The sequence below is a fragment of the Rhodococcus olei genome, assembly GCF_039540555.1.
Lineage (GTDB): Bacteria > Actinomycetota > Actinomycetes > Mycobacteriales > Mycobacteriaceae > Rhodococcus_G > Rhodococcus_G olei.
In genome coordinates this window covers 1-21,488 of sequence record NZ_BAABFB010000059.1, presented here as the reverse complement: position 1 = coordinate 21,488, position 21,488 = coordinate 1, and the positions used below count along the sequence as shown (strand labels likewise).

The window sequence follows — 21,488 nt, the reverse complement described above, 5'->3', positions numbered from 1 at the left end:
ATCAGATTTCCTTCACGTGATCGAAGGGTTCGAGGCAGTCCAGGCACCGGTACAGGGCCTTGCACAGCGTCGCTCCGAACTCGGCGTCGAGTCGGGTGTTCGTCGAGCGGCACACCGGGCAGGTGATCGCCCGGGGCCGCGCGGTCAGGGTCAGCGGGATCGGCCCCGCGGTGCGACGCGGCGCCGGCCCCGGGGTCGAGTAGCCGTGCTCGCGCAGCTTGCGCAGACCGTCCGCGGTGATCCAGTCCGAGCTCCACGGCGGTGACAGCGTGGTTCGCACGTCGACGTTCGTGAATCCGGCGTCGCGGAGACGATGCTCGACGTCGTCGCGCATGGTCGCCATCGCGGGGCAGCCGGAGTAGGTCGGGGTCAGGGTCACGACCACCGCTTCGCCGGTCGCGGTGACCTCGCGGAGCACCCCGAGGTCCGCGAGCGTGAGCATCGGCATCTCGGGGTCGGGGACGGACTCCGCGAGGCGGCGTGCGCGGGTCACCGTGCCCGTGTCGACGTCGATGGTGGACACGTCACCACACTCCTTCCGGGTGGGCCCGCGCCACGGACTGCATCTCGGCGAGCAGCAGGCCCAGCGCCTCGGTGTGCAGGCCCTGGCGCCCGGCTCGGCCGCCGACGGTGCCGACGGTGCGGCCCGTCGGCGCGGTCAGCTCCGCCGCGTGCAGCACCTGCTGCAGGACCGCGTCGAACTCGCCTCGAACGTCCCGCGGGTCCACCGCGACCCCGGACGCGGCGAGGGTCAGTTCCTCGGCCGTCGGTGCGAACAGCTCGTCGACGAACGGCCACACCTGGGTGAGCGCGGCCTCGGTGCGGGCCCGCGACTCCGGTGTGCCGTAGCCGAGGGTCACCACCCAGCGCGCGGCGTAGTCGCGGTGGTACGTGAGTTCCTTGACCCCCTTGACCGCGACCGCGGCCAGCACCGGGTCGCGGGAGGTGCGCAGTCGGTCGAAGATCGCCAGTCGCCAGGTCGCGAACACCAGCAGCCGGACCACGGTGCGCGCGAAGTCGCCGTTGTCGAGTTCGGCGAGGCGCACGTTGCGGAAGCCGTCCTGGTCCCGGAAGAACGCGAGCGCGTCCTCGGCCGGAATCGGCGAGGTGTCCGAGATGTGCGGCACGACCGCCGGGTCGGCGGCGGCCGCGCGGGCCAGCAACAGCCGGGCCTGTCCCAGCAGGTCGAGACCGATGTTGGCGAGCGCGACCTCCTCCTCGAGTTCCGGTGCCCGCGTGCACCATTCGGTGAGCCGCTGCGCGCTGACGAGGGAGTCGTCGCCGAGCATCAGGCAGTACGCGGCCAGCGCCGCGAGGTCGACGTCCTCGGGCACGGTGGTGTCGACGCCGGCCAGCGGGTCGTCGAAGCTCGTGCCGAAGGCCCACTGGCCGTGGCTGTCCTCGTCGACGAGGCCCTCGTAGGCGTTGTCGTGGTCGATCATCGTCGGTGCCTCACATGTGGGGAACGTTGTCGGGGATCTCGTAGAACGTGGGGTGGCGGTACACCTTGTCGCCGCTCGGCGCGAAGAACGGGTCCTTCTCCGACGGGCTGGACGCGATGATCGAGGCGGAGGGCACCACCCAGATGCTCACGCCCTCGTTGCGGCGCGTGTACACGTCGCGGGCGTGTCGCAGGGCCATCTCGCCGTCCGCGGCGTGCAGCGACCCGACGTGTACGTGGTTGAGGCCGCGCTTGCCGCGCAGGAACACCTCGTAGAGCGGCCACTCCGCCCGGATCTTGCCGGCGCGGGTCTCGTCTGCGCTCATCACGCGTTCTCCTTCGTGCTCTCCCTGCGGGCGAAGGCCGTCGCGGCCTCGCGCACCCAGGCTCCGTTCTCGTGGGCGGCCCGGCGGTTCGCGATGCGCTCCACGTTGCAGGCGCCGTTGCCGCCGATGACCTGCATGAACTCGCTCCAGTCGGGATCGCCGAAGTCGTAGGATCCGCGCTCGGCGTTCCACGTCAGGTCGGGGTCCGGGAACGTGACGCCGAGCGCCTCGGCCTGCGGGACGGACATGTCGACGAACCGTTGCCGCAGTTCGTCATTCGTGTGCCTCTTGATCCGCCAGGCCATCGACTGCGCCGAGTTGGGGGACCGGTCGTCCGGGGGCCCGAACATCATCAGAGCGGGCCACCACCAGCGGTTCACGGCCTCCTGCACCATCTTCCGCTGTTCGGCGGTGCCGCGCATCATCGTCGCGAGCAGCTCGAATCCCTGCCGCTGGTGGAACGACTCCTCCTTGCAGACCCGGATCATCGCCCGCGCGTAGGGACCGTAGGAGCTGCGGCACAGCGGCACCTGATTGCAGATCGCGGCGCCGTCGACGAGCCAGCCGATGACGCCGACGTCGGCGTAGGTGAGGGTGGGGTAGTTGAAGATCGACGAGTACTTCTGCCTGCCCTCGATGAGCATGCCGGTGAGCTCGGCGCGGTCGGCGCCGAGCGTCTCGGTGGCCGAGTACAGGTACAGGCCGTGACCGGCCTCGTCCTGCACCTTCGCCATCAGGATGGCCTTGCGGCGCAGCGACGGGGAGCGGGTCAGCCAGTTCCCCTCGGGCTGCATGCCGATGATCTCGGAGTGCGCGTGCTGGGCGATCTGCCGGATCAGGGTCCTGCGGTAGCCGTCGGGCATCCAGTCGCGTGGCTCGATCCGCTGGTCGGCGGCGATCGCCGCCTCGAAGGAGCGCTCCGGCTCGGCGACGGTGGGTGATGCGGTCATCTGTCCTGCCTCAATTACCGAATATTCGGTCGGTATTAGTATGCATCGGTGTGACGCCCCGCACAAGGGCGGGCGTCGGGACGGGTCAGTGGCCCTGGAACACCGGCCGGCGCTTGGCGAGGAACGCGTCGACCGCGTTCCGGTGATCGGCGGTCGCGCCCAGGGCCTCCTGCGCCCGCTGCTCGCGCTCCAGCGCGTCCGTGAGCCCCGGTGCCGACGCCGACACCAGCGCCTTGACCTGGGTGTAGGCGGCAGTCGGGCCGTCCGCGAGGCGACGCGCCACGGTGCGGGCCGCCTCGGCGAGATCGGCGTCGGGCACGACCCGGTGGACGAGGCCCCAGTCGAGTGCCTGCGCCGCGGTGAACCGGTCACCGAGCATCAGCAGCCCGGCGGCGCGGCTCGCGCCCAGTGCCCGCACCAGGGTGTGGCTCAGTCCCGAGTCGGCGGCCAGAGCGATGCCGGCGAACGCGGTGGCGAACGTCGCGCTCTCACCGGCGACCCGGATGTCGCCGGCCAGCGCGAGGCCGAGACCGGCGCCGACGCACGCCCCGTTGATCGCGACCACCACCGGCACCCGGACCGCGGCCAGCGCCTCGATCAGCGGGTTGTAGTGCAGGCGAACGGTGTCCATCGCGTGCGCCGGGTCGGCGTCGAGCCCGGCGACGTGCTCGTCGAGGTCCTGGCCGACGCAGAAGTGCCGGCCGTCGGCCGCGAGGAGCACCGCGCGCACCGCGTCGTCGGCGGCGACCGCCAGGACGGCGCCGCGGAGTGCGGTCTTGGTGGCGACGTCGAGCGCGTTCGAGGCGCCGACGCGGTGCAGGGTGATCGTCGCCAACCCCGCGTCCACGGTCACGGTGACGGTGGAATCGGTTGTGTCGGTGCTGTTCACGTGTCCGTCCTCCTATGTCCAGTCGAAGAACCCGCGGCCGGTCTTGCGGCCGAGTTCGCCGCGGGCGACCTTCTCGCGGAGCAGAGCGGGCGGCGCGAATCGCGGCCCGAGTGTGCGCTCGAGGTGTTCGGCGATCGCCAGCCGGACGTCGAGTCCGACCAGGTCCGTGGAACGCAGCGGGCCCATCGGGTGCCGGTAGCCCAGCTCCATGGCGCGATCGATGGACTCGGCGTCGGCGACACCCTCCTCGAGCATCCGGATCGCCTCGAGCCCCAGGCACACGCCGAGCCGGCTGGTCGCGAAACCGGGGGAGTCGTTGACGAGCACCTCGGTCTTGCCGAGGCCCGCCACCCAGCCGCGCACCCGGTCGAGCACCGCGGCGGCGGTGGCCGGCGCCCGGACGATCTCGACGAGTGCGGACGCGGGTACCGGGTTGAAGAAGTGCATGCCGATCAGTCGGGTCGGATCGTTCAGTGCCGCACCGAGTTCGGCAATCGAGATCGAGCTGGTGTTGCTCGCGATCACGGTGCCGGCGTCGACGGTCTTCTCCACCGAGGTCAGGACGGCGAGCTTGAGGTCCACGAACTCGGGGACGGCCTCGACGACGAGGTCCAGCGCGGCAGGCAGCTCGTCCGGGGCGGCGACCGTCGACACCCGGCCGAGAACGGCCGCCGGGTCGGCGCCGCCCAGACTGCCGCGTTCGTGGGCGCGCGCGAGGCCGTCGGACACCCGGGTCAGGGCCGCCTGCCGGTCCCCGGTCTCGGCGATGGTGACGGCGGAGCCGAGGGTCGCGAAGACCTGGGCGATCCCGGCGCCCATGCGGCCGCCGCCGACGACCCCGACACGTGCGGGCACGGCCGCGTCGGGGACGGTCCGGGAGGGATCTGGCTGGGTCATGGGTGTCTCCGTCGTCTCGTGTGTGTCATGTTCTGTCGAGGAACGCGGTCATCCGGGCGTGCTTGTCGCTGCTCTCGAACAGCACCGCCTGGGCGATGTCGTCCGCGAACGGGTGTGTGCCCGGTGCGTCGACGATCACCTTGGTCAGGCGCAGGGCGAGCGGCGAGGAACGGCCGATGCGGTCGATCACCGTGTGGGCGGCGTCGACGTGTGCCCCGGCGGGCACCACGTCCATGACGAGACCGGTCCGCAGCGCGGCCTCGGCGTCGAGGTTCCGTCCGGCGAGCAACACCTGTTTCGCGACGGACTTCCCGACGAGTTCGGGCAGTCGATAGCTGGCGCCGGCCGCGGCCATGATCCCCAGGCCGGGTTCCGGGTTGCCGAAGACCGCGGTCTCGGTCGCGATCCGGATGTCGCACGCGTAGGACAGTTCGGCTCCGCCACCGAGCGCGTAGCCGCTGACCGCGGCGACGGTGGGCATCGGCAGCCGGCCGATCCGGTCGAAGAGCGTGCGGTTGATGCCGGCGAAGGCCTCGTCGCGTCCGCGGTCGCGCAGTTCCGCGATGTCGGCTCCGCCGGCGAAGTGGTCACCCGCGCCGGTCAGCAGCAGCGGCTTCGGCGTGCGCTCGAGCACCGTGCACACCTCGTGCAGTTCGGCGATCATCGCCGCGTTGATCGCGTTGCGTTGCGCCTGCCGATCGAGGGTGACGATCATCCGGTCGTCGCGGTCGTCGATGCGGATCGTGCTCATGGTCGCTTCGTTCCTCGTCTCGGTACCAGTGTGCGGCCGTCCCCGCCGGCGCGCCCAGCGCGTGCGCACACTCCACCGGCCGTCATGGTCGCCGCCCCGGAAGCGGCGGCACCTGAATTGCCTCAATAATTACCGAACCTTCGGTCGGTTGGCAAGGATGGGTGTGGGATCGGGGACACCGCGGGCCGGGGCTGGGAGGATGTGTGGCATGACGACAGCACGTGCACCGCGGCGGACCGGGCAGCCGGGCCGGCCCGGATACGACCTCGACTCCCTCCTCGCCGTTGCGGTGAAGGTGTTCAACGAGCGGGGTTACGACGGCACCAGCATGGAAGCGCTCGCGCAGAAGCTCGGGATCACCAAGTCGTCCATCTACCACCATGTCTCGGGCAAGGAGGAGCTGCTGGACCTGGCCCTCGCCCGTGCCCTGAACGCGCTGTTCGCGGTCACCACGGAGGCCGGGGCGACCAGTGGTCCCTACCTCGAACGGCTCGAGTACCTGGTGCGGCGCAGCGTCGAGGTGCTGGTCGCCGAGCTCCCGTACGTCACCCTCCTGCTCCGGGTCCGCGGGAACACCAAGGTCGAGCGGGCCGCGTTGGCGCGCAGGCGCGAGTTCGACGACTTCGTCAGCATGCTCGTGGTGGAGGCCGCGAAGGAGGGTGACCTGCGGCCCGGCATCGACCCCGCGCTGACGAGCCGGCTGGTGTTCGGCATGGTCAACTCGCTGATCGAGTGGTACCGCCCGCGTTCCGGCGAGTCGGTTCGCGAGCTCGCGGACGCGGTGGTCGAGCTGACCTTCGACGGACTCCGCCGGGAGGGCTGAGGGCCGCCGACCCTTGACATCCTCCCGGTGACGTGACGATGCTAATTACCGACCGAACGTACGGTGAATTGGAGTCGTCGTGAGCAAGTTGTTGGAAAGCTACGTCGCCGGACGCTGGTACAGCGCGCCCGATCAGGGCACCCCGCTGCTCTCGGCGACGGACGGCCACGAGGTCGCCCGGATCTCCTCGACCGGGCTCGATCTCGCCGAGATGGTCACCCACGCCCGCGAGGTCGGGGGGCCCGCGCTCGCCGAGCTCACCTTCCACGAACGGGCCCTGGCGCTGAAGGCGGTGGCGTTGACGCTGATGGCCGGCAAGGCCGAGTTCTACGCGCTGTCGACCGCGACCGGCGCCACGACCCGGGACTCGGCCGTCGACATCGACGGCGGCATCGGCACTCTGCTCAGCTACGCGAGCAAGGCCCGGCGCGAGCTGCCCAACGACACCGTCCACCTCGACGGCGAACCGGAGGTGCTGGGGAAGAAGGGCACCTTCCTCGGTCAGCACCTGTACACGTCGCGGCGTGGCGTCGCCGTCCAGATCAACGCGTTCAACTTCCCGGTGTGGGGCTTCCTGGAGAAGCTGGCGCCGGCGTTCATCGCCGGTGTCCCGAGCATCGTGAAGCCGGCCAGCCAGACCGCGTACCTCACCGAACTGGTGTTCCGCCGGATCATCGAGTCGGGTCTGCTGCCCGAGGGTTCGGTGCAGCTGCTGTGCGGTAGCGCCCGCGGGCTGCTCGACCACCTCGGCGGCCAGGACTCGGTGGCGTTCACCGGATCCGCGGACACCGCCGCCACCCTCCGCGCGCACCCGAACGTCGTCGGTGCGGGCGTGCACTTCACCGCCGAGGCCGACTCGCTCAACGCCTCGATCCTCGGCGTCGACGCGGTGCCCGGCACCGACGAATTCGACCTCTACGTCAAGCAACTCGTCGCCGAGATGACCGTGAAGGCGGGCCAGAAGTGCACCGCGATCCGGCGCGCCTTCGTGCCCACCGCGCTCGTCGACGACGTCGTCGCCGCGGTGGGGGAGCGGCTGGGCCGGGTCGTCGTCGGTGATCCCGCCGCCGAGGGCGTCACGATGGGTGCTCTCGCGAGCCTCGAACAGCGTGACGAGGTCCTCAAGTCCCTGCGCGGCCTGCAGAAGTCGGCCCGCATCGTGGTCGGCGACCCGGACGACTTCGAGGTGGTCGGCGCGGACCGTCGGACCGGCGCCTTCCTGCCGCCGATCCTGCTGCGCTGCGACGACAAGGACGCCGTCGAGCCCCACGAGATCGAGGCGTTCGGTCCGGTCAGCACCGTGATCGGCTACGACTCCACCGACGAGGTGATCGAGCTCGTCGCCCGCGGCAAGGGCAGCCTGGTCGCCTCGCTGGTCACCCGCGACCCGGGTCTCGCCCGGAAGATCGTGCTCGGTGTCGCCCCGTTCCACGGCCGGATCCTCGTCCTCGACCGGGAGGACGCGAAGGAGTCGACCGGACACGGATCCCCGCTCCCGGTGCTCGTGCACGGCGGTCCCGGCCGGGCCGGCGGCGGCGAGGAGCTCGGCGGCATCCGCGGCGTCCTGCACCACATGCAGCGGACCGCGATCCAGGGCACCCCCGACGTCCTCACCGCGATCGGCAACCGGTGGGTCGCCGGTGCGCAGCGCTTCGACGACGGCGTCCACCCATTCCGGAAGAACCTCGCGCAACTGCGGATCGGTGACACCGTCGTCGGCGGTCCGCGACAGGTCACCCGCGCCGACATCGACCACTTCGCCGAGTTCACCGGCGACACCTTCTACGCCCACACCGACCCCGAGGCGGCCGCCGCCAACCCGCTGTTCGGTGGCATCGTCGCGCACGGCTACCTGGTCGTCTCGCTCGCGGCCGGACTGTTCGTCGAACCGAACCCGGGTCCGGTGCTCGCGAACTTCGGCGTCGACGGCCTGCGGTTCCTCACCCCGGTCAAGGCCGACGACAGCCTCACCGTCACGCTCACCGCCAAGCAGATCACCCCGCGCAGCAGCGCCGACTACGGGGAGGTCCGCTGGGACGCCGTCGTGACGAACCAGAACGGTGCCGCGGTCGCGACGTACGACGTGCTCACCCTCGTCGCCAAGGGCGACGCCGAGACGGGAGCGGCGCGATGACCGCCGTGGTCGTGGTCTGTTACGGCCGGCCCGAGGACCCGGACGCGTTCGAGGCGTACTACCGCGACGTGCACCTCCCGTTGGCGCGGGCCGTCCCCGGCCTGTCCCGGCTCACGTGGGGCCGGTGCGCGGCCCTCGGCGGCGGCGAGCCCCGGTACCACATGGTGGCCCGGCTCGAGTTTCCCGACGCGGCCACCATGAGTGCGGGGCTGGCGTCGACGGAGATGACGGCGGCGGGGAGGGACGTGCGCAACTTCGCCACCGGTGGCGTCACGATGTTCACGCAGGAGGAGCAGTCCGTCGGGAGCTGCTCGTGACGTTCGCACGGAGCGACCAGGGCGCCCGCGACAGCGCGACGGCGGCGTCCGAGTGCCGGATCGCGCGGGAGATGTTCGAGGCCGACACCGCGTCGCGGGCGATGGGCATCGAGATCCGCGACCTCGCGCCGGGGCGTGCGGTCGCCGCGATGGAGGTACGCGAGTGGATGGTGAACGGGCACGGGATCACCCACGGCGGCCTCGTGTTCACCCTCGCCGACACCGCGTTCGCGCTGGCGTGCAACGGATACGACGAGTCCGCGGTCGGTGCCCGTGCCGACATCCGTTACCTGCGACCCACGAATCTCGGCGACGTGCTGATCGCCGAGGCCGTCGAGCGGGCTCGGTTCGGGCGCAACGGGATCTATGACGTGACGGTGAGGTGCGGCGGCCGGCTCGTCGCCGAATTCCGGGGTGACAGCAGAACGCTGCGCACCTGACCCACCCCGCCCGACAACGCCGACGCACCCACTCCCGCCGGTCCCACGGTGCGCGGCGGCCACCGCCCGAATCCCGAGTTCGGCCGCCGAGTCCGCGGCAGGAAGCGTGGCCCGGCACAATGGGCGGGTGCCCTCCTCTCGCTCACGGCCGGTGGACGACGCCGAACGCCGCGCCCGACTGGCCCGCCGCCACCGCCTCGCGGTGGATGCCCGCGCCACAACAGTGACCGACGCGGCACGCAGCCTGGTGTGCCTGCACGGAACCGACCCGGCGACGATCTACCTGTCGGCCCGGGCGCGGGTCGACGGCATGACCGTTGCCGACCTGGACCGGGACCTGTACGACGAGCGGTCGCTGGTCAAGCACCTGGCGATGCGGCGCACCCTGTTCGTGTTCCCCCGCGAGGCCCTGCCGTTCGTCCAGGCCGGCGCGAGCAACCGGGTGGCCGACACCGAGCGTCGTCGGCTGATCCGCGACGTGGAGAAGGCGGGTCTGTTCACCGACGGCGAGGCCTGGCTCCGTGCCGCCGGCGACGCGGTCGTCGACACCCTCGCGGGCGGCGAGCCCGCGTCGTTCACCGAGCTGCGTGACGCCCTCCCGCTGCTCGCCGGGGCCGTCACCCACGGTGAGGGCAAGAGCTGGGGCGGACCGGTGTCGATCGGCCCCAGGGTCCTCACCGTCCTGTCCGCGTCCGGTCGCATCGTCCGCGCCACCAACGACGGACCGTGGCGTGCGTCCCGGAATCGGTGGGCCACAACGGAGAACTGGCTGGGTGCCCCGATCGAGCAGGTGAAGGCCGACGAGGGAGCGGCCTGGCTCGTCGCCGAATGGCTGCGCGCATTCGGACCGGGCACCGAGGCGGACATCACGTGGTGGATGGGTTCGACGCTGACGACCGTGCGGCGGGCGCTGTCCGCGTTGGACGTCGTGGAGGTGGACCTGGACGGGGCCACCGGATACCTCCTCGCCGACGACCAGGACACCGTGGACCCGGTGGCGCCATGGGCCGCGCTGTTGCCGGCCCTGGACCCGACGACGATGGGATGGCGGGAGCGGGGCTGGTTCCTCGGTCCGCACAAGGAACTGCTGTTCGACAGCAACGGCAACGCCGGCCCCACCGCGTGGTGGGACGGGCGCATCGTCGGCGGCTGGTGGCAGGACGAGGACGGGCAGGTCGTGGTGCACCTGCTCGAGGACCCCGGTGCCGACGCCCGGCGTGCCCTCGACGCGGAGGCGGCCGCGTTGTCCGAGTGGCTGGGTGGCACCAGGGTGCTGCCCCGGTTCCCGTCCCCGCTCGCCAAGCAGTACGCCTGACACCGCCCGCTTCGGGGCGCAGAATGCGGGGATGGTCCCTCGGCTCGCGGAGACGGTGGCCGGCATCGATCTGGTCGACCATCACTGTCACGGTGTCGTGCGGGACGGCCTCGACCGCGCCGGGTTCGAGTCGCTGCTCTGCGAGGCCGACGCGCCCGGACCGTGGCACGGCACCCTGTTCGACACCCGTGTCGGTGTCGCGGTCCGCCGGCTGTGTGCGCCGCTGCTCGACCTCCCGGTCCGGTGCGGCACCGGACGACTACCTGGCCCGCCGCGCCGCACTGGGGCCGCGGGAGGTGGCTCGACGACTGCTGCGCGACACCGGAATCGTCGAATTCTTCGTCGACACAGGATATTCGGCCGAAACCCTGACCTCGCCGGACGAACTGGCCGGATTCGCGGACGCCTCCGCCCGCGAGGTCGTCCGGCTCGAATCGGTGGCCGAGCAGGAAATCACGGGGTCGGCCGCCGCCGAGTTCGCCGCCACCTGCCGCGACCGTCTCGCGCGCGCCGCCACCGACGCGGTCGCGTTCAAGTCGATCGCGGCCTACCGGGTCGGCCTCGCCCTCGCACCCGAGCGTCCGGCCGCGGCCGAGGTCACGGCCGCGGCGGGACGGTGGGCGGCCGCGATCGAGCGTGGGGCGCCGCGGCGCCTCGCCGACGAGACGCTGACGCGCTTCCTGGTCTGGACTGCCGTCGACCTGGGTCTGCCGATCCAGTTCCACACCGGATACGGCGACGTCGACGCCGAGCTGACGCGGTGCGATCCGCTGCTGCTCACCCCGCTGCTGCGGGCGACGACGGGACTCGACGTGCCGGTCATGCTGCTGCACACGTATCCGTTCCATCGGCACGCGGGGTACCTGGCGCAGGTGTTCGACCACGTCTTCGTCGACGTCGGACTCGCGGTGCAGAACGTCGGAGGTCGCGGCGGCCGGGTCCTGGCCGAGTTGCTCGAACTGGCTCCGTTCGGTTCGGTGCTGTTCTCCACCGACGGGTACGGGATTCCCGAACTGTTCCAGATCGCTGCCGCATGGTTCCGCCGCGCCCTCGCCGAGGTCCTCGACGCCGGAATCGAGGACGGCTCCTGGTCTCTCGGCGACGCCGACCGGATCGCCGGGCTGATCGGGTCCGGCAACGCGCGGCGGGCCTACGGGCGGTCGTGATCAGCGCAGCCGCAAGTCGCGCACATCGTCGGCCATCGCGCCCACACACACGAGGGCCACGCAATCAGCTCGTACGATCACCCCGTGAATCTGTCGGAAACCGGTCGGGTGGAAGCCTTCAGCGACGGCGTCTTCGCCGTCGCCGTGACACTCCTCGTGTTCGACCTGAAGGTCCCCGATCATCGCGAAGGTCAGCTGCTGTCCGAACTGGCGCGGCAGTGGCCGGCGTATGCCGGGTTCTTCGCCTCGTTCCTCTACACGGCGGTGATCTGGCTCAACCACCACACCGCCTTCACCCGGATACGGCATGTCGACCGTGGGTTGCATTTCGCCAACCTCACTCTGCTGTTCACCACGGCGTTGATCCCGTTCCCCACGGCGGTACTGTCCCACGCCCTCATCGACGGCGTGAACAGCGCCGATGCCCGCACCGCGGTTGCCCTGTACGCGGGTATCGCGGCCGCGATGTGCGCGGCCTGGCTACTGCTCTACACCACGGTTCACCGAGGCCGTGACCGGCTCGTCGAGGCGGACATCGATCCCGGGACGTTCGCGGCAGACCGCTGGCGTTCGATCATCGGCATCGTCGGCTACCTCTCCGCCGGTGTGGTCGGTGCGCTGGTGTACCCGGCGATCGCGTTGGCCGTGTTCGTGTGTCTGCCGATCTTCTACGCGGCCACGAGCGAGGGCGCGCTCCACCTGTTCGGGAACTCGCGTCGCGGGGGCTCGACGCAGTGACCTGCTGGTGAACAGCAAAACGCAGGTCACCCCTTCCGGACCCCCCACCAGGATCTCGAAAGGGATGACCTGCGCGCCTGATCCGGTGTCAGGCTGTGGCGGCGGACTGTCCCGCACGCCGGCCGGAGAGACTTCGGTGCCGAGCACCGCATCGAATCGGCTCCATGTCGCGGACACCAGCGATGGGATGTCGCGGATTCGGCGGTCCTGTTCGGGGTCAGACCGCGCCGACCGGTGTTTCCCATCGTGCCTGCACGAGGTCGTGCGGGATGCTGTCGGACCACCGTCCGGTCGCAGCGAGTTCGGCGGCCAGGCGCCCGATCTCGTCGGCAGCCATGACGCCGCGATCCCCGTCGACCGCGACGACGAGGTTGTCGCCGACCCGGTCGATGTACGGATGGCCGGTGTGGTTGGCCGAGACCAGACAGGGCCGCGTGTGGGCCGCACCGAATTCTTGTCCGGGTAGCAGGTCCGACAGAACGGCGAGGGCCTCGTCGATGTCCTTCTGGCTGCCGCCGGTTCGCACCCATCGAGCGATGTCGTCCGCGGTGTCCAGGGGATGGTCCAGCAGGCTGTTGCCCGCGCATTTGAAGTACCAGCGTCCGTCGGGATAGCGAACCGGAGGCATGACCACTCCACCGAACAGGGTGTGGCCGTCGCGGATCTTGAGATACATCGTGGCCGGGAAGTCGACCGTGTCGGGTGCCGGGGCCTCGACGAGCACGACGGTGGCGCCGAGTGTGTCCATCGCGAGTGGGCGCGACAGCAGTCCGCTGGCATTGGTGGCCGCACCCGTCGCGACGACGACGGACCGAGTGTGCCAGGACCGGCCGGAGCGTGCGGTGACCCGATGGCCACCGGGCTCGTCCCGGATCTCGGTGACCTCGTCGCGTACGAGGGTTGCCCCGCCCCGCGTGGCCACGGTGAGCAACGCCCGCAACAACTCTCGTGGATTGATGATGTACGCCTCGGGCTGCACCACCCCGACATGGCCGGGTTCGAAGCTCAGGTGCGGGTAGTGTTCGCGCAGGCCCTCCGCGTCCAGCCGCTGGGCTCGCACCCCGAGGTCCTCGGCGTTGCCTGCCAACCGATCCCGGTCGAACCACTCGGCCTGAGCGGGATCGGTGATCACCTCGGGCATGACCGCCAGCGAATGGGTGGGACGGGCGAAGTCGATTCCGGTGACCTCGTGCAGCGTGGGGAAGCGGCGTATCGAGCGGTTGGCGAGCAGCGAGGCCACGAGCGGAACCTCGAGTACGTGCCCCATGCGGCCCTGGTCGTAGTGGCCGGCCCAGACACCCTCGTGGTTGTCGAACCGAGTGGGTTCGTCGGGACCGAGGACGAGGACGTCCGCACCGGCTTCGGTCAGGTGCCTGGCGGTGGCCGCCCCGAGGGGACCGGCCCCGACCACGATGACATCGAACTCGCGTTCCACTTGCATACGAAGACTCCTCTTTTCGGGCAATCGGGTTGAGACGGGCGCCCACGCGTCGTTCGTGCGGCCCCGCCTACGGTCTGGAATCCCGTGGCACGACGCCGGTGCGGGTGACGGGCTGTCGGTGTTCCAGGCACCCTTACGAGTAGGCGCGTTCCACCAGGACGCAGCGGGCCCCGGAGAAGATCGTCGGCATGCACTTGTTGCAGTGGATGCACAGCGACTTCGTGCGCTCGTCCTCGGCGATCCGGTTGATCAGGTCGGGTTCGCGGAGCAGCGCCCGGGCCATCGCGACGAATTCGAATCCCTCCGCCATCGCGGTGTCCATGCCGGCCTTGTCGGTGACGCCGCCGAGCAGTACCAGCGGCATCTTCACCGCCGCCCGGATCTGACGGGCCTGCTCGAGCATGAACAGATCCTGATACGGGTAGGCGTGCAGCATCTGCTTGCCGACCAGCTGGACACCGAGGCGGACCGGCTGGGGCATTGCCGCGGCGAACTCGCGGACCGGCGCGTCGCCCTTGAACAGGTACATCGGGTTGAGCAGCGAACTGCCCATCGTCAGCTCGAGCGCGTCGAGACCGCTGTCGGCCTCGAGCCACTGTGCCACCTGGATCGCCTCGTCGATCCAGAACCCGCCGGGGACGCCGTCGTCCATGTTGAGTTTGGCGAGGATTGCGACCTTGTCGCCGACGGCCTTGCGGACGGTGCGTGCGGTGTCGAGCACCACCCGCGCGCGGTTCGCCAGCGAACCCCCGAACTGGTCCGTGCGCCTGTTGAGCTTCGGGCTCAGGAACGAGCTCGCGAAGTAGTTGTGCCCGAAGTGGATCTCCACGGCGTCGAATCCGGCCTCCACGGCGAGCTTCGCGGCGGTGCCGTGTGCCGCCGTGATCCGGGCGATGTCGTCGGCCGAGGCCGATCGGATCATCTTCATGCTCAACGGATTGAACGAGCGTGACGGCGCCAACGCCGGGAATCCCGTCGACTTCTGGTTTGCGACGGGCCCGGCGTGTCCGAGTTGCGCGGACGCAGCAGCACCCTCGGCGTGGATCGCATCGGTGAGTCGACGCAGACCGGGCAGCACCTCCGGCCGCATCCACAGCTGTCCGTGCTCGGTGCGTCCCTCCGGCGCGACTGCGCAGTAGGCGACGGTGGACATTCCGACGCCACCGGCTGCGGGCCTGCGGTGGAACTCGATCAGCTCGTCGGTGACCAGCGCGTCCGGTGTCTTGCCTTCGAACGTCGCGGACTTGATGATGCGGTTGCGCAGTGTGATGGGCCCGAGCGTGGCCGGGGCGAGGACATCGGGGGTGGTTGTCACCGCGATGGACCTTTCGTGAGGTGTGTCAAGGGTGGGGGTTGCCGGTGGGCGTCGACCGGTCGTGATGCCCACCAACGGCTCTGGGGGGATTCGGCTCAGAGGACGTCGGTCAGGGTCACGACGCGCTTGGTCAGCGTGACCCCCGCCGACTCGAGGACGCCGAGCACGAAGGGTTCGGGATCGATGCAGGCTTCCGGGGAGAAGACTCCGCGGGCCGTGATTCGTCCTTGGAGCATCTCGCGTACCGCGGCCGCCGCCGCCCGGGGGGTCGGGTCCTCGCCGTTGCCGTCCTCGCTGTAGATCACGTGGGCCTCGAAGATGACCTGGGTCGGCTCGCCGTCGAGTTCGCCCTCGGCGACGATCTGCATCGCGGTGCCCGGGAGGGCCTCCGGGTTCACGGCGAGCGCACGTTCTCCTGCTTCGGTGGCCATGTACCGGGCGAGGAACTCGCGGGGCGACATCGGCAGCCCGTCGAGCTTCTCGGGATTCGTCAGCCCGAGCGTCTCGAACGACTTCCACAGGTCGTTGCCGGCTTCTTCGAACCAGGTGAAACGGACGGTGGCGTTGCGGAGCCCGGGGACGTAGCGGCCGAGCGTGATCCCCTCGGGATGCCCCATGTATCCGGCGTGACGGACACCGAAGGGTTCCTGGAGGGTGAAGGGTTTCGGATCGGCCCAGGCGGGAACGGACCGCACCTCCCCGTCCAGGAACTGCCGGACGTTGCCGGACATCGAGTGCAGCATGTGCTCGTTGATCGTCGCGCCCATGTTGACCATGTACGGGATCGCCATCATCACGTCGATGCTGCGGGCCGTGTCCAGTTGGTCTGCCGCCCATCGACCGAGCAGGCTCGTGACACCCGGCGCGAAGCCCATGCCGAACACGACTGCCACGCCGGCGGCCTTCGCGGCCTCGTCGAGTCCTGCTTCTCGGACGATCTGTTCCGCGACGTCGAACTCGTCGCAGACGTCGACGTAGTTGACACCACATTCGATGGCGGCACGGATGATGGGCATGCCGAACTTGAAGAACGGGCCGACCGCGTTGAACACGACGTCGGCGCCGGTGATCACGGCCTTGATGCTGGCCGGGTCGGACGCGTCGAACCGCTGTGCCTTTCCGCCCAACTCCTCGGCGACAGCACTGGCCTTGTCGATGTCGATGTCGGCGATGACAAGTTCGTCGTAGCACCCGGTGGGGGCCAGGATCCTGGCCACGCCACTGGCGATCGAACCGGCGCTGAGGATGACGAGCTTCATGGTGAGGCACCTCGTTCTGGTGTGAAGTGTGTGACGGCGTTCGGTGAAAGTTGTGGAGTACCAGGAACAGTGAGCGAAACCCGGGCAGGGCGATGTCCGCCGGTCGGGGCGCGCGTCCCGAGGCGGCAGCCACAACGAATGTGGCCCAGGGCACTACATGGGGCGTGATGTGCCGCTGATCACTGTCAGTGGGGTACACTGTACCCCACTATTCTGGGTCTGTCACCACCGCGCGAGAAAGTTGCACTCAGCCCATGAAGAAACCATTGTCTCGAGACCGAATTGCGCAGGCGGGCATTGCCATTGCCGACGATGAGGGCCTGGAGGCCGTCACGATGAGGCGAGTGGCCGCCGCGCTCGGGGTGGGCACCATGTCGTCCTACAAGCACGTCGCCGACCGCGACGATCTCATCGTCGCCATGGTGGACACCATCACCGGCCGTCATCCCTTGCCGAACGATCCGAAGTACTCCTGGCAGGAGTTGACGAAGATGATGGCGCTCGGCGACTGGGACGCGTTCGTGCGACACCCCTGGTTGATCGTCGTGTGGTCCACCCCGCGCCGTCGCGTGGACATGGCCTCCCTCGAGCAGTTGGAGACGATGCTCGAACGGTACGAACAGGCCGGTCTCGATCGAAACGTTTGTTATGCAACGATTTTCGGGGTCGCCGGGCTGACTCTCGGCATGGCGGCGCTCGCAATCGACAACCCCGGGGACGAACTCAAATCCGGTATCGGCCTCGGCGAATGGCGACGCCAGATGGGCAGCGATGTCGAACGTCGGCTCTCCAAGGACGAACACGGACGGGCGGTGAGGTTCTTGTCGGACCTGCACCAAGGCCTGGGTCCGCACACCTTCGTCATGGCACTCGACAGCTTCATCGCCGGCGTCGAAGCACGGCACATCCGTCACTGAGTCCTCACGGCACGGGCGGATGCGCGGCGTATGCCGCGCATCCGCCCGTCGAGTCATGTCTCCACACGGATGGGTTCGTCGACCGGAGCCGTCCGCTCGCCGCCCTCGCCCGCACGGGCTCGGGTCGGAATGTCTTGTCCTGCAGTTGATCGAGAGAGAATGTCGGAGATGTCCGAGTGTCGGCATCGCCGATCGCCGGCTCGTCGAATAGTGTCCCACTCAACGGGAGCAGGGCGTCCGTCGTGGACCCGTCCGACCTAGCGTTCCCGTCGATTCCGGCACCGAATCCGTTGGCCGCGAACACTCTCCTGGCTCTCGCCACGATCGTCACACTCCCTGAGCATGCCCCTGGATCCAGGCAGGCAGCTGGTCTGACTCCTTCCCGGAAGGACCTCGTATGGACACATCTCAGATCACTTTCGACTCGACTGTCCCCGCACCGGATCACCAGGACGACCCTCCCGGCAGGGTGTGGACGCTTCAGGTGACCTGCTCCCTGATCTCCATGGCACTACTGCTCGAGCTTCTCTCGATCAGCTACATGATGATCTCGATCGCCCTACCCCAGATCTCGGCGCACTATCAGACCACCCAGGGCGCGTGGCTGCTCACCGCGTTCCTTCTGCTCGGGGCCGTGGCCTCTCCGCTCGTCGGCAAGCTCGCGGACACCCACGGCAAGAGAAGGCTGCTGATGGTGTGCGTCGCACTGTCCGCTGTCGGCGCGTTGACATCGGCCGTCGCACCCAGCTTCGGCGTCCTCGTCGTCGGCCGCGCCCTGACCGGCATGCTCGGGCCGTGCCTGTTCCTGGTCTACACGCTCATCCGTGACGTGTTTCCCCCGCGAACCGTCGCGATGTCGGTGAGCATCGCGATCAGCGGCATGGGCCTGGTTGCGATCCCGGCACCGTTCCTCACCGGGTGGCTGATCGACAACTTCGGGTTCCGCAGCGTGTTCTGGTTCACCCTGATCTGCCTCGGCGTTCTCGGGCCGCTGATCTTCATGACGACCGACGAGTCGCCGGTCAGGCTGCGGTCGAAGATCGACCTCGTCGGCGCGGTCCTCCTCGGAGCCGGCATCGCCGGAGTGCTGATCGGCGTGAGCTTCGGACCCGACTGGGGCTGGACCGCACCGAGCACCCTTGCTTACCTGATCGGTGGGACCGCGCTGTTCGCAGCCTGGGTGGTGTCGGCTCGTGTCATCCGTGAACCGTTGATCGACCTCCGGATCGTTGCCAACCGGCCGGTCGCCATGACCTCGCTGGTCAGTGGCCTCTGCTACGCGGTCAGTGCGGTGTTCACGATCCTGCTGCCGTTCATGTGCATGACACCGGCAATCCTCGGACTCGGCTACGGGTTCGGCGTGAGCGCGGAAGGTTTCGCCATCTTCCAGGCACCCCTCGGTGCCGCCACGGTCGCGGGAGGATTTCTGGTTGGCGCCCTGGTCGCTCGAATCGGACCTCGCGCACTGATGATCACCGGTCTGGTCATCATGGCCGTTGCCTGTGCGCTGACTGCGTTCAGCCACGAGTCCAAGCCACAGGTGATCATCTTCTCCGCCCTGGTCGGCCTCGGGGGCGGAATCGGCTACGCGTCCGCACCCAACCTGCTGCTCGCCGCGGTTCCGCAGGCGTTGCAGGCCACCACAGGCGCGGTCACCTCGGTCGCGCAGAACGTCCTGCCGGCTGTACTGCCCGTCATCGCGTTCTCGGTGCTCAACTCTCGCATCGCCACCGTTGTCGAGGGGGCGGCGTTCTACACGGACGAGGGCATGACGATCGGATTCCTGATCGCTGCCGGTGCCGCGGCAATCGCAGCCGCTGCCGCGCTCGCGCTTCCGCGGAAGGCCGAGCAGGTCACCGAGCTCGAGGCACTCACCTGACCCGGATTCGACGACCTGTCCGCGACGTGGCGGAAGGGCGCGAGCGCCACCCGCCGCCACGCCCGCCCGCCTTCGCCGAGCAGACCGGCGATTTGGGCCCAACGGAAGGAGCCTGCCAGGAGTCGACAGCTTCACCTCCACAACCGCATGCAGAGCAGTGAATCACCAACAAATCCAAGGAGTTACACAATGGGATCGTCAGCCGCAGACCTCGAGACGATGGGCAGCGCAGCCGGGTGGATCGGCGGAATCGGGGGAGTCGTCGCCGGCATCGGCGCAGCCGTCGGCCTGCTGGCGCTCGCGGGCGCAGCCTCGGCCGCGTAACACGGCCGGTAGACACGGATTCTCTCGGTCGGTCGCCACTGTTGTTCGCCGGCAGCGGTGACCGGCTGAGAGAATGCGTACGAGCCAGGGTCGGGGCGCGCACCCATTGCCAATCGGGTGCGTGCTCCGACCCATCTGGCCGCCCCGGCGGATCCTGTCGCGGGCCTTTACGGCGATCCTCTCGGTGAGCCGCTCCGCCAGGGCAACTCAGGCGGTCGAGGCACGCGGTGAACACCATCCGTGTGCGAGGTGCGCAACGATCGGTGAGTGGGTCTTGGGTTCGACGGCTCGGAATCGTCTCTATGCCAACGCAATCGAGGATTGGACCGGGTTTGGTTGGATCTCGTCACGTTCGGCGGCCGCAGGATCAGGGCAGCTTCAGCCCGCGCACGCTCGTCTCCGCGAACGCGAGAGCGGTGCCGACGACGGCGCACGAGAGCCCCTGACCGGCGTCACCCCGCGGGTCGGTCTCGGCCGGCGGCCGCGACCGACCCGGGACGGTGCCACACCGAGTCCGCGAGCTCGCCCGGGAGGTCGGGGTTGTCCCGGTCCGTGAACACGGGGTCGCGCCCGGCCTGCCGCTGCCGCTCGTAGTCGCGTAGCGCTCCGAACGCCCAGCGGCCGAGCAGCACGATCGCCACCAGGTTGGTGATCGCCATCAGTGCCATCGCGACGTCCGCGAGAGCCCACACCGCGGACAGGGCCAGCACGGAACCGATCCCGACCGACGCGAGGACAACGACACGGAACACCGTCAGGGCGCCCGGCCGAGCGCCGAGGAACGTCATGTTCACCTCGGCATACGAGTAGTTGCCGAGCACCGAGGAGAACGCGAACACGAACACCAGCACCGTCATCAGCCACACCGACCACGAGCCCAGCTCGTGCTCGACGGCGGCCTGCGTCAACGACGCACCGACCGCCGAGGAGGTGGCACCGGGGTCGTACACGTCCGGACCCGCCATCAGGATGATCATCGCCGTCGCCGTGCACACCACCATCGTGTCGACGAACACCCCGAGCGACTGGACGAACCCCTGTTTCACCGGGTGCGACACGGTCGCGGTCGCGGCCGTGTTCGGGGCGCTGCCCATGCCGGCCTCGTTCGAGAACAGCCCGCGTTTGACGCCGTTGAGCAGCGCCGCCGTGACACCGCCGGCGATGCCCGCGGCCGCCTCGCCGATACCGAAAGCGCCGCCGACGATCATGCCGACGACCTCGGGGACGCGGGTGATGTTCATGACGATGATCACCATCGCCAGCAGGGCGTAGGCAGCGGCCATGATCGGCAGAACCACCTCCGCGACCCGGGCGACGCGCCGGATGCCACCGAACAGGACCGGTGCCGCGAGGATCATCAGCACGACTGCGGTCCACTTCTGGTCGACGGTGTGCGCCTGTGCCAGCACGTCGGCGATCGTGTTGGCCTGCACCATGTTGAACGCGATCCCGAAGGTTCCGACGAGCAGCACCGCGAACAGCACTCCGCCCGCGTGGGAGCCGAGCCCACGCTGGATGTAGTAGGCGGGCCCGCCGCGGAACGCACCGTCCGGTCCGCGCACCTTGAACATCTGCGCCAGGGTTGCCTCGACCATCGCGGTGGCCATCCCGACCAGCGCGACACACCACACCCAGAAGATCGAGCCCGGACCGCCGAGGGTCAGGGCGATCGCCACCCCGGCGATGTTGCCCGTCCCGACCCGGGACGCCAGGCCGACGCAGAACGCCTGGAACGACGAGATCCCGCCCTCGGCGTCGCCGCGTGCGGCCCCCAGTTGCCGGATCATGGCCCCGAACTTGCGGAACTGGACTCCGCGGGTGCGGATCGTGAAATACAGCCCGGCGCCGACCAGCAGGTAGATCAGGACGTACGTGTACAGCACGCTGCTGGCCGGGTCGATGAACCGCTCCTGGATGAAGTCCATCGCCTACAGGTATGCCAGCGCGGTATCGGAGTCCAGGTGGCGCGCCGAGGGCCGGCCGTCGCGATGCGTGCCGGGCGGACCTCGGTCGCACCCAATTCTGTGGGGCAGGTCACAATGGACCGCGAACACCGGAATTGAGGAGCGATTCATGTTGAGCACGATGCAAGACGGTCCGCTGTCGATCGCCCAGCTGCTGCGCCACGGCAGCACGGTGCACGGTGGCGCGGAGGTCGTGACGTGG

At 69.4% G+C, this 21,488-nt stretch carries 21 protein-coding genes; 10 read left to right on the top strand and 11 right to left on the bottom strand.

Features of this window, described 5'->3' with window-relative positions:
* Position 1: 1 nt before the first annotated feature.
* From paaD to ABD951_RS18360, 7 genes are all read right to left on the bottom strand, one after another.
* Positions 2-514 (bottom strand): 1,2-phenylacetyl-CoA epoxidase subunit PaaD, encoded by a 513-nt coding sequence (paaD, locus tag ABD951_RS18390; RefSeq protein WP_425569895.1) that lies wholly within the window; start codon positions 512-514, stop codon positions 2-4.
* Between the two features lie 10 nt (positions 515-524).
* Positions 525-1,442 carry a 1,2-phenylacetyl-CoA epoxidase subunit PaaC gene (gene paaC, locus ABD951_RS18385; protein WP_345348139.1) on the bottom strand — a complete coding sequence of 306 codons (918 nt, stop codon included), beginning with the start codon at positions 1,440-1,442 and terminating at the stop codon, positions 525-527.
* Positions 1,443-1,452: 10 nt separating this feature from the next.
* Positions 1,453-1,767, bottom strand: coding sequence for a 1,2-phenylacetyl-CoA epoxidase subunit PaaB (gene paaB, locus ABD951_RS18380; RefSeq protein ID WP_345348136.1), 315 nt, complete (start codon positions 1,765-1,767; stop codon positions 1,453-1,455).
* Positions 1,767-2,717: a 1,2-phenylacetyl-CoA epoxidase subunit PaaA gene (gene paaA / locus ABD951_RS18375; protein ID WP_345348133.1), complete on the bottom strand. Its 951-nt coding sequence runs from the start codon at positions 2,715-2,717 to the stop codon at positions 1,767-1,769. The genes paaB and paaA overlap by 1 nt, the downstream gene beginning before the upstream one ends.
* An 85-nt stretch (positions 2,718-2,802) precedes the next feature.
* Complete coding sequence (locus tag ABD951_RS18370) at positions 2,803-3,606, bottom strand: enoyl-CoA hydratase/isomerase family protein (RefSeq protein ID WP_345348130.1); 804 nt, start codon at positions 3,604-3,606, stop codon at positions 2,803-2,805.
* Between the two features lie 12 nt (positions 3,607-3,618).
* Complete coding sequence (locus ABD951_RS18365) at positions 3,619-4,503, bottom strand: 3-hydroxyacyl-CoA dehydrogenase family protein (RefSeq protein ID WP_345348127.1); 885 nt, start codon at positions 4,501-4,503, stop codon at positions 3,619-3,621.
* A 25-nt stretch (positions 4,504-4,528) separates the two neighbouring features.
* Positions 4,529-5,254 carry an enoyl-CoA hydratase/isomerase family protein gene (locus tag ABD951_RS18360; RefSeq protein ID WP_345348124.1) on the bottom strand — a complete coding sequence of 242 codons (726 nt, stop codon included), beginning with the start codon at positions 5,252-5,254 and terminating at the stop codon, positions 4,529-4,531.
* A 208-nt stretch (positions 5,255-5,462) separates the two neighbouring features.
* Here ABD951_RS18360 and ABD951_RS18355 point away from each other — a divergent pair, with 208 nt between their 5' ends.
* From ABD951_RS18355 to ABD951_RS18325, 7 genes are all read left to right on the top strand, one after another.
* The gene (locus ABD951_RS18355) at positions 5,463-6,077 is read left to right on the top strand and encodes a TetR/AcrR family transcriptional regulator (RefSeq protein WP_345348121.1); all 615 of its coding nucleotides are present in this window, start codon (positions 5,463-5,465) and stop codon (positions 6,075-6,077) included.
* A 79-nt stretch (positions 6,078-6,156) separates the two neighbouring features.
* Positions 6,157-8,211, top strand: a complete 2,055-nt coding sequence (paaZ, locus tag ABD951_RS18350) for a phenylacetic acid degradation bifunctional protein PaaZ (protein ID WP_345348118.1) — start codon at positions 6,157-6,159, stop codon at positions 8,209-8,211.
* Positions 8,208-8,528, top strand: a complete 321-nt coding sequence (locus tag ABD951_RS18345) for an EthD family reductase (RefSeq protein WP_345348115.1) — start codon at positions 8,208-8,210, stop codon at positions 8,526-8,528. Before paaZ ends, ABD951_RS18345 begins: the two co-directional genes overlap by 4 nt.
* A 71-nt stretch (positions 8,529-8,599) precedes the next feature.
* Positions 8,600-8,968 carry a hydroxyphenylacetyl-CoA thioesterase PaaI gene (gene paaI, locus ABD951_RS18340; protein ID WP_345348994.1) on the top strand — a complete coding sequence of 123 codons (369 nt, stop codon included), beginning with the start codon at positions 8,600-8,602 and terminating at the stop codon, positions 8,966-8,968.
* A gap of 127 nt (positions 8,969-9,095) precedes the next feature.
* Positions 9,096-10,283: a winged helix DNA-binding domain-containing protein gene (locus ABD951_RS18335; RefSeq protein WP_345348112.1), complete on the top strand. Its 1,188-nt coding sequence runs from the start codon at positions 9,096-9,098 to the stop codon at positions 10,281-10,283.
* Positions 10,284-10,477: 194 nt separating this feature from the next.
* A complete protein-coding gene (locus ABD951_RS18330) occupies positions 10,478-11,449 on the top strand; it encodes an amidohydrolase family protein (protein WP_345348109.1) in 972 nt (323 codons plus the stop codon).
* 84 nt (positions 11,450-11,533) lie between these two features.
* Positions 11,534-12,187 (top strand): TMEM175 family protein, encoded by a 654-nt coding sequence (locus ABD951_RS18325; protein ID WP_345348106.1) that lies wholly within the window; start codon positions 11,534-11,536, stop codon positions 12,185-12,187.
* A gap of 217 nt (positions 12,188-12,404) precedes the next feature.
* Here ABD951_RS18325 and ABD951_RS18320 read toward each other — a convergent pair whose 3' ends face one another.
* The 3 genes from ABD951_RS18320 to ABD951_RS18310 form a co-directional block, all read right to left on the bottom strand.
* The gene (locus ABD951_RS18320) at positions 12,405-13,628 is read right to left on the bottom strand and encodes an NAD(P)/FAD-dependent oxidoreductase (protein ID WP_345348103.1); all 1,224 of its coding nucleotides are present in this window, start codon (positions 13,626-13,628) and stop codon (positions 12,405-12,407) included.
* A gap of 133 nt (positions 13,629-13,761) precedes the next feature.
* Positions 13,762-14,943, bottom strand: coding sequence for an NADH:flavin oxidoreductase (locus tag ABD951_RS18315; RefSeq protein WP_345348100.1), 1,182 nt, complete (start codon positions 14,941-14,943; stop codon positions 13,762-13,764).
* A gap of 95 nt (positions 14,944-15,038) precedes the next feature.
* The gene (locus ABD951_RS18310) at positions 15,039-16,202 is read right to left on the bottom strand and encodes a saccharopine dehydrogenase family protein (protein WP_345348096.1); all 1,164 of its coding nucleotides are present in this window, start codon (positions 16,200-16,202) and stop codon (positions 15,039-15,041) included.
* 254 nt (positions 16,203-16,456) lie between these two features.
* Between ABD951_RS18310 and ABD951_RS18305 the strand changes: the two genes are divergently transcribed.
* The 3 genes from ABD951_RS18305 (at position 16,457) to ABD951_RS18295 (ending at position 19,322) form a co-directional block, all read left to right on the top strand.
* Positions 16,457-17,119 (top strand): TetR/AcrR family transcriptional regulator, encoded by a 663-nt coding sequence (locus ABD951_RS18305; RefSeq protein ID WP_345348093.1) that lies wholly within the window; start codon positions 16,457-16,459, stop codon positions 17,117-17,119.
* Positions 17,120-17,624: 505 nt separating this feature from the next.
* Positions 17,625-18,998: an MFS transporter gene (locus ABD951_RS18300; protein WP_345348990.1), complete on the top strand. Its 1,374-nt coding sequence runs from the start codon at positions 17,625-17,627 to the stop codon at positions 18,996-18,998.
* 189 nt (positions 18,999-19,187) lie between these two features.
* Entirely contained in the window at positions 19,188-19,322 is a 135-nt protein-coding gene (locus ABD951_RS18295; RefSeq protein ID WP_345348090.1) for a hypothetical protein, read from the top strand.
* Positions 19,323-19,774: 452 nt separating this feature from the next.
* Here ABD951_RS18295 and ABD951_RS18290 read toward each other — a convergent pair whose 3' ends face one another.
* A complete protein-coding gene (locus ABD951_RS18290) occupies positions 19,775-21,247 on the bottom strand; it encodes an alanine/glycine:cation symporter family protein (RefSeq protein WP_345348087.1) in 1,473 nt (490 codons plus the stop codon).
* Between the last annotated feature and the right edge of the window lie 241 nt (positions 21,248-21,488).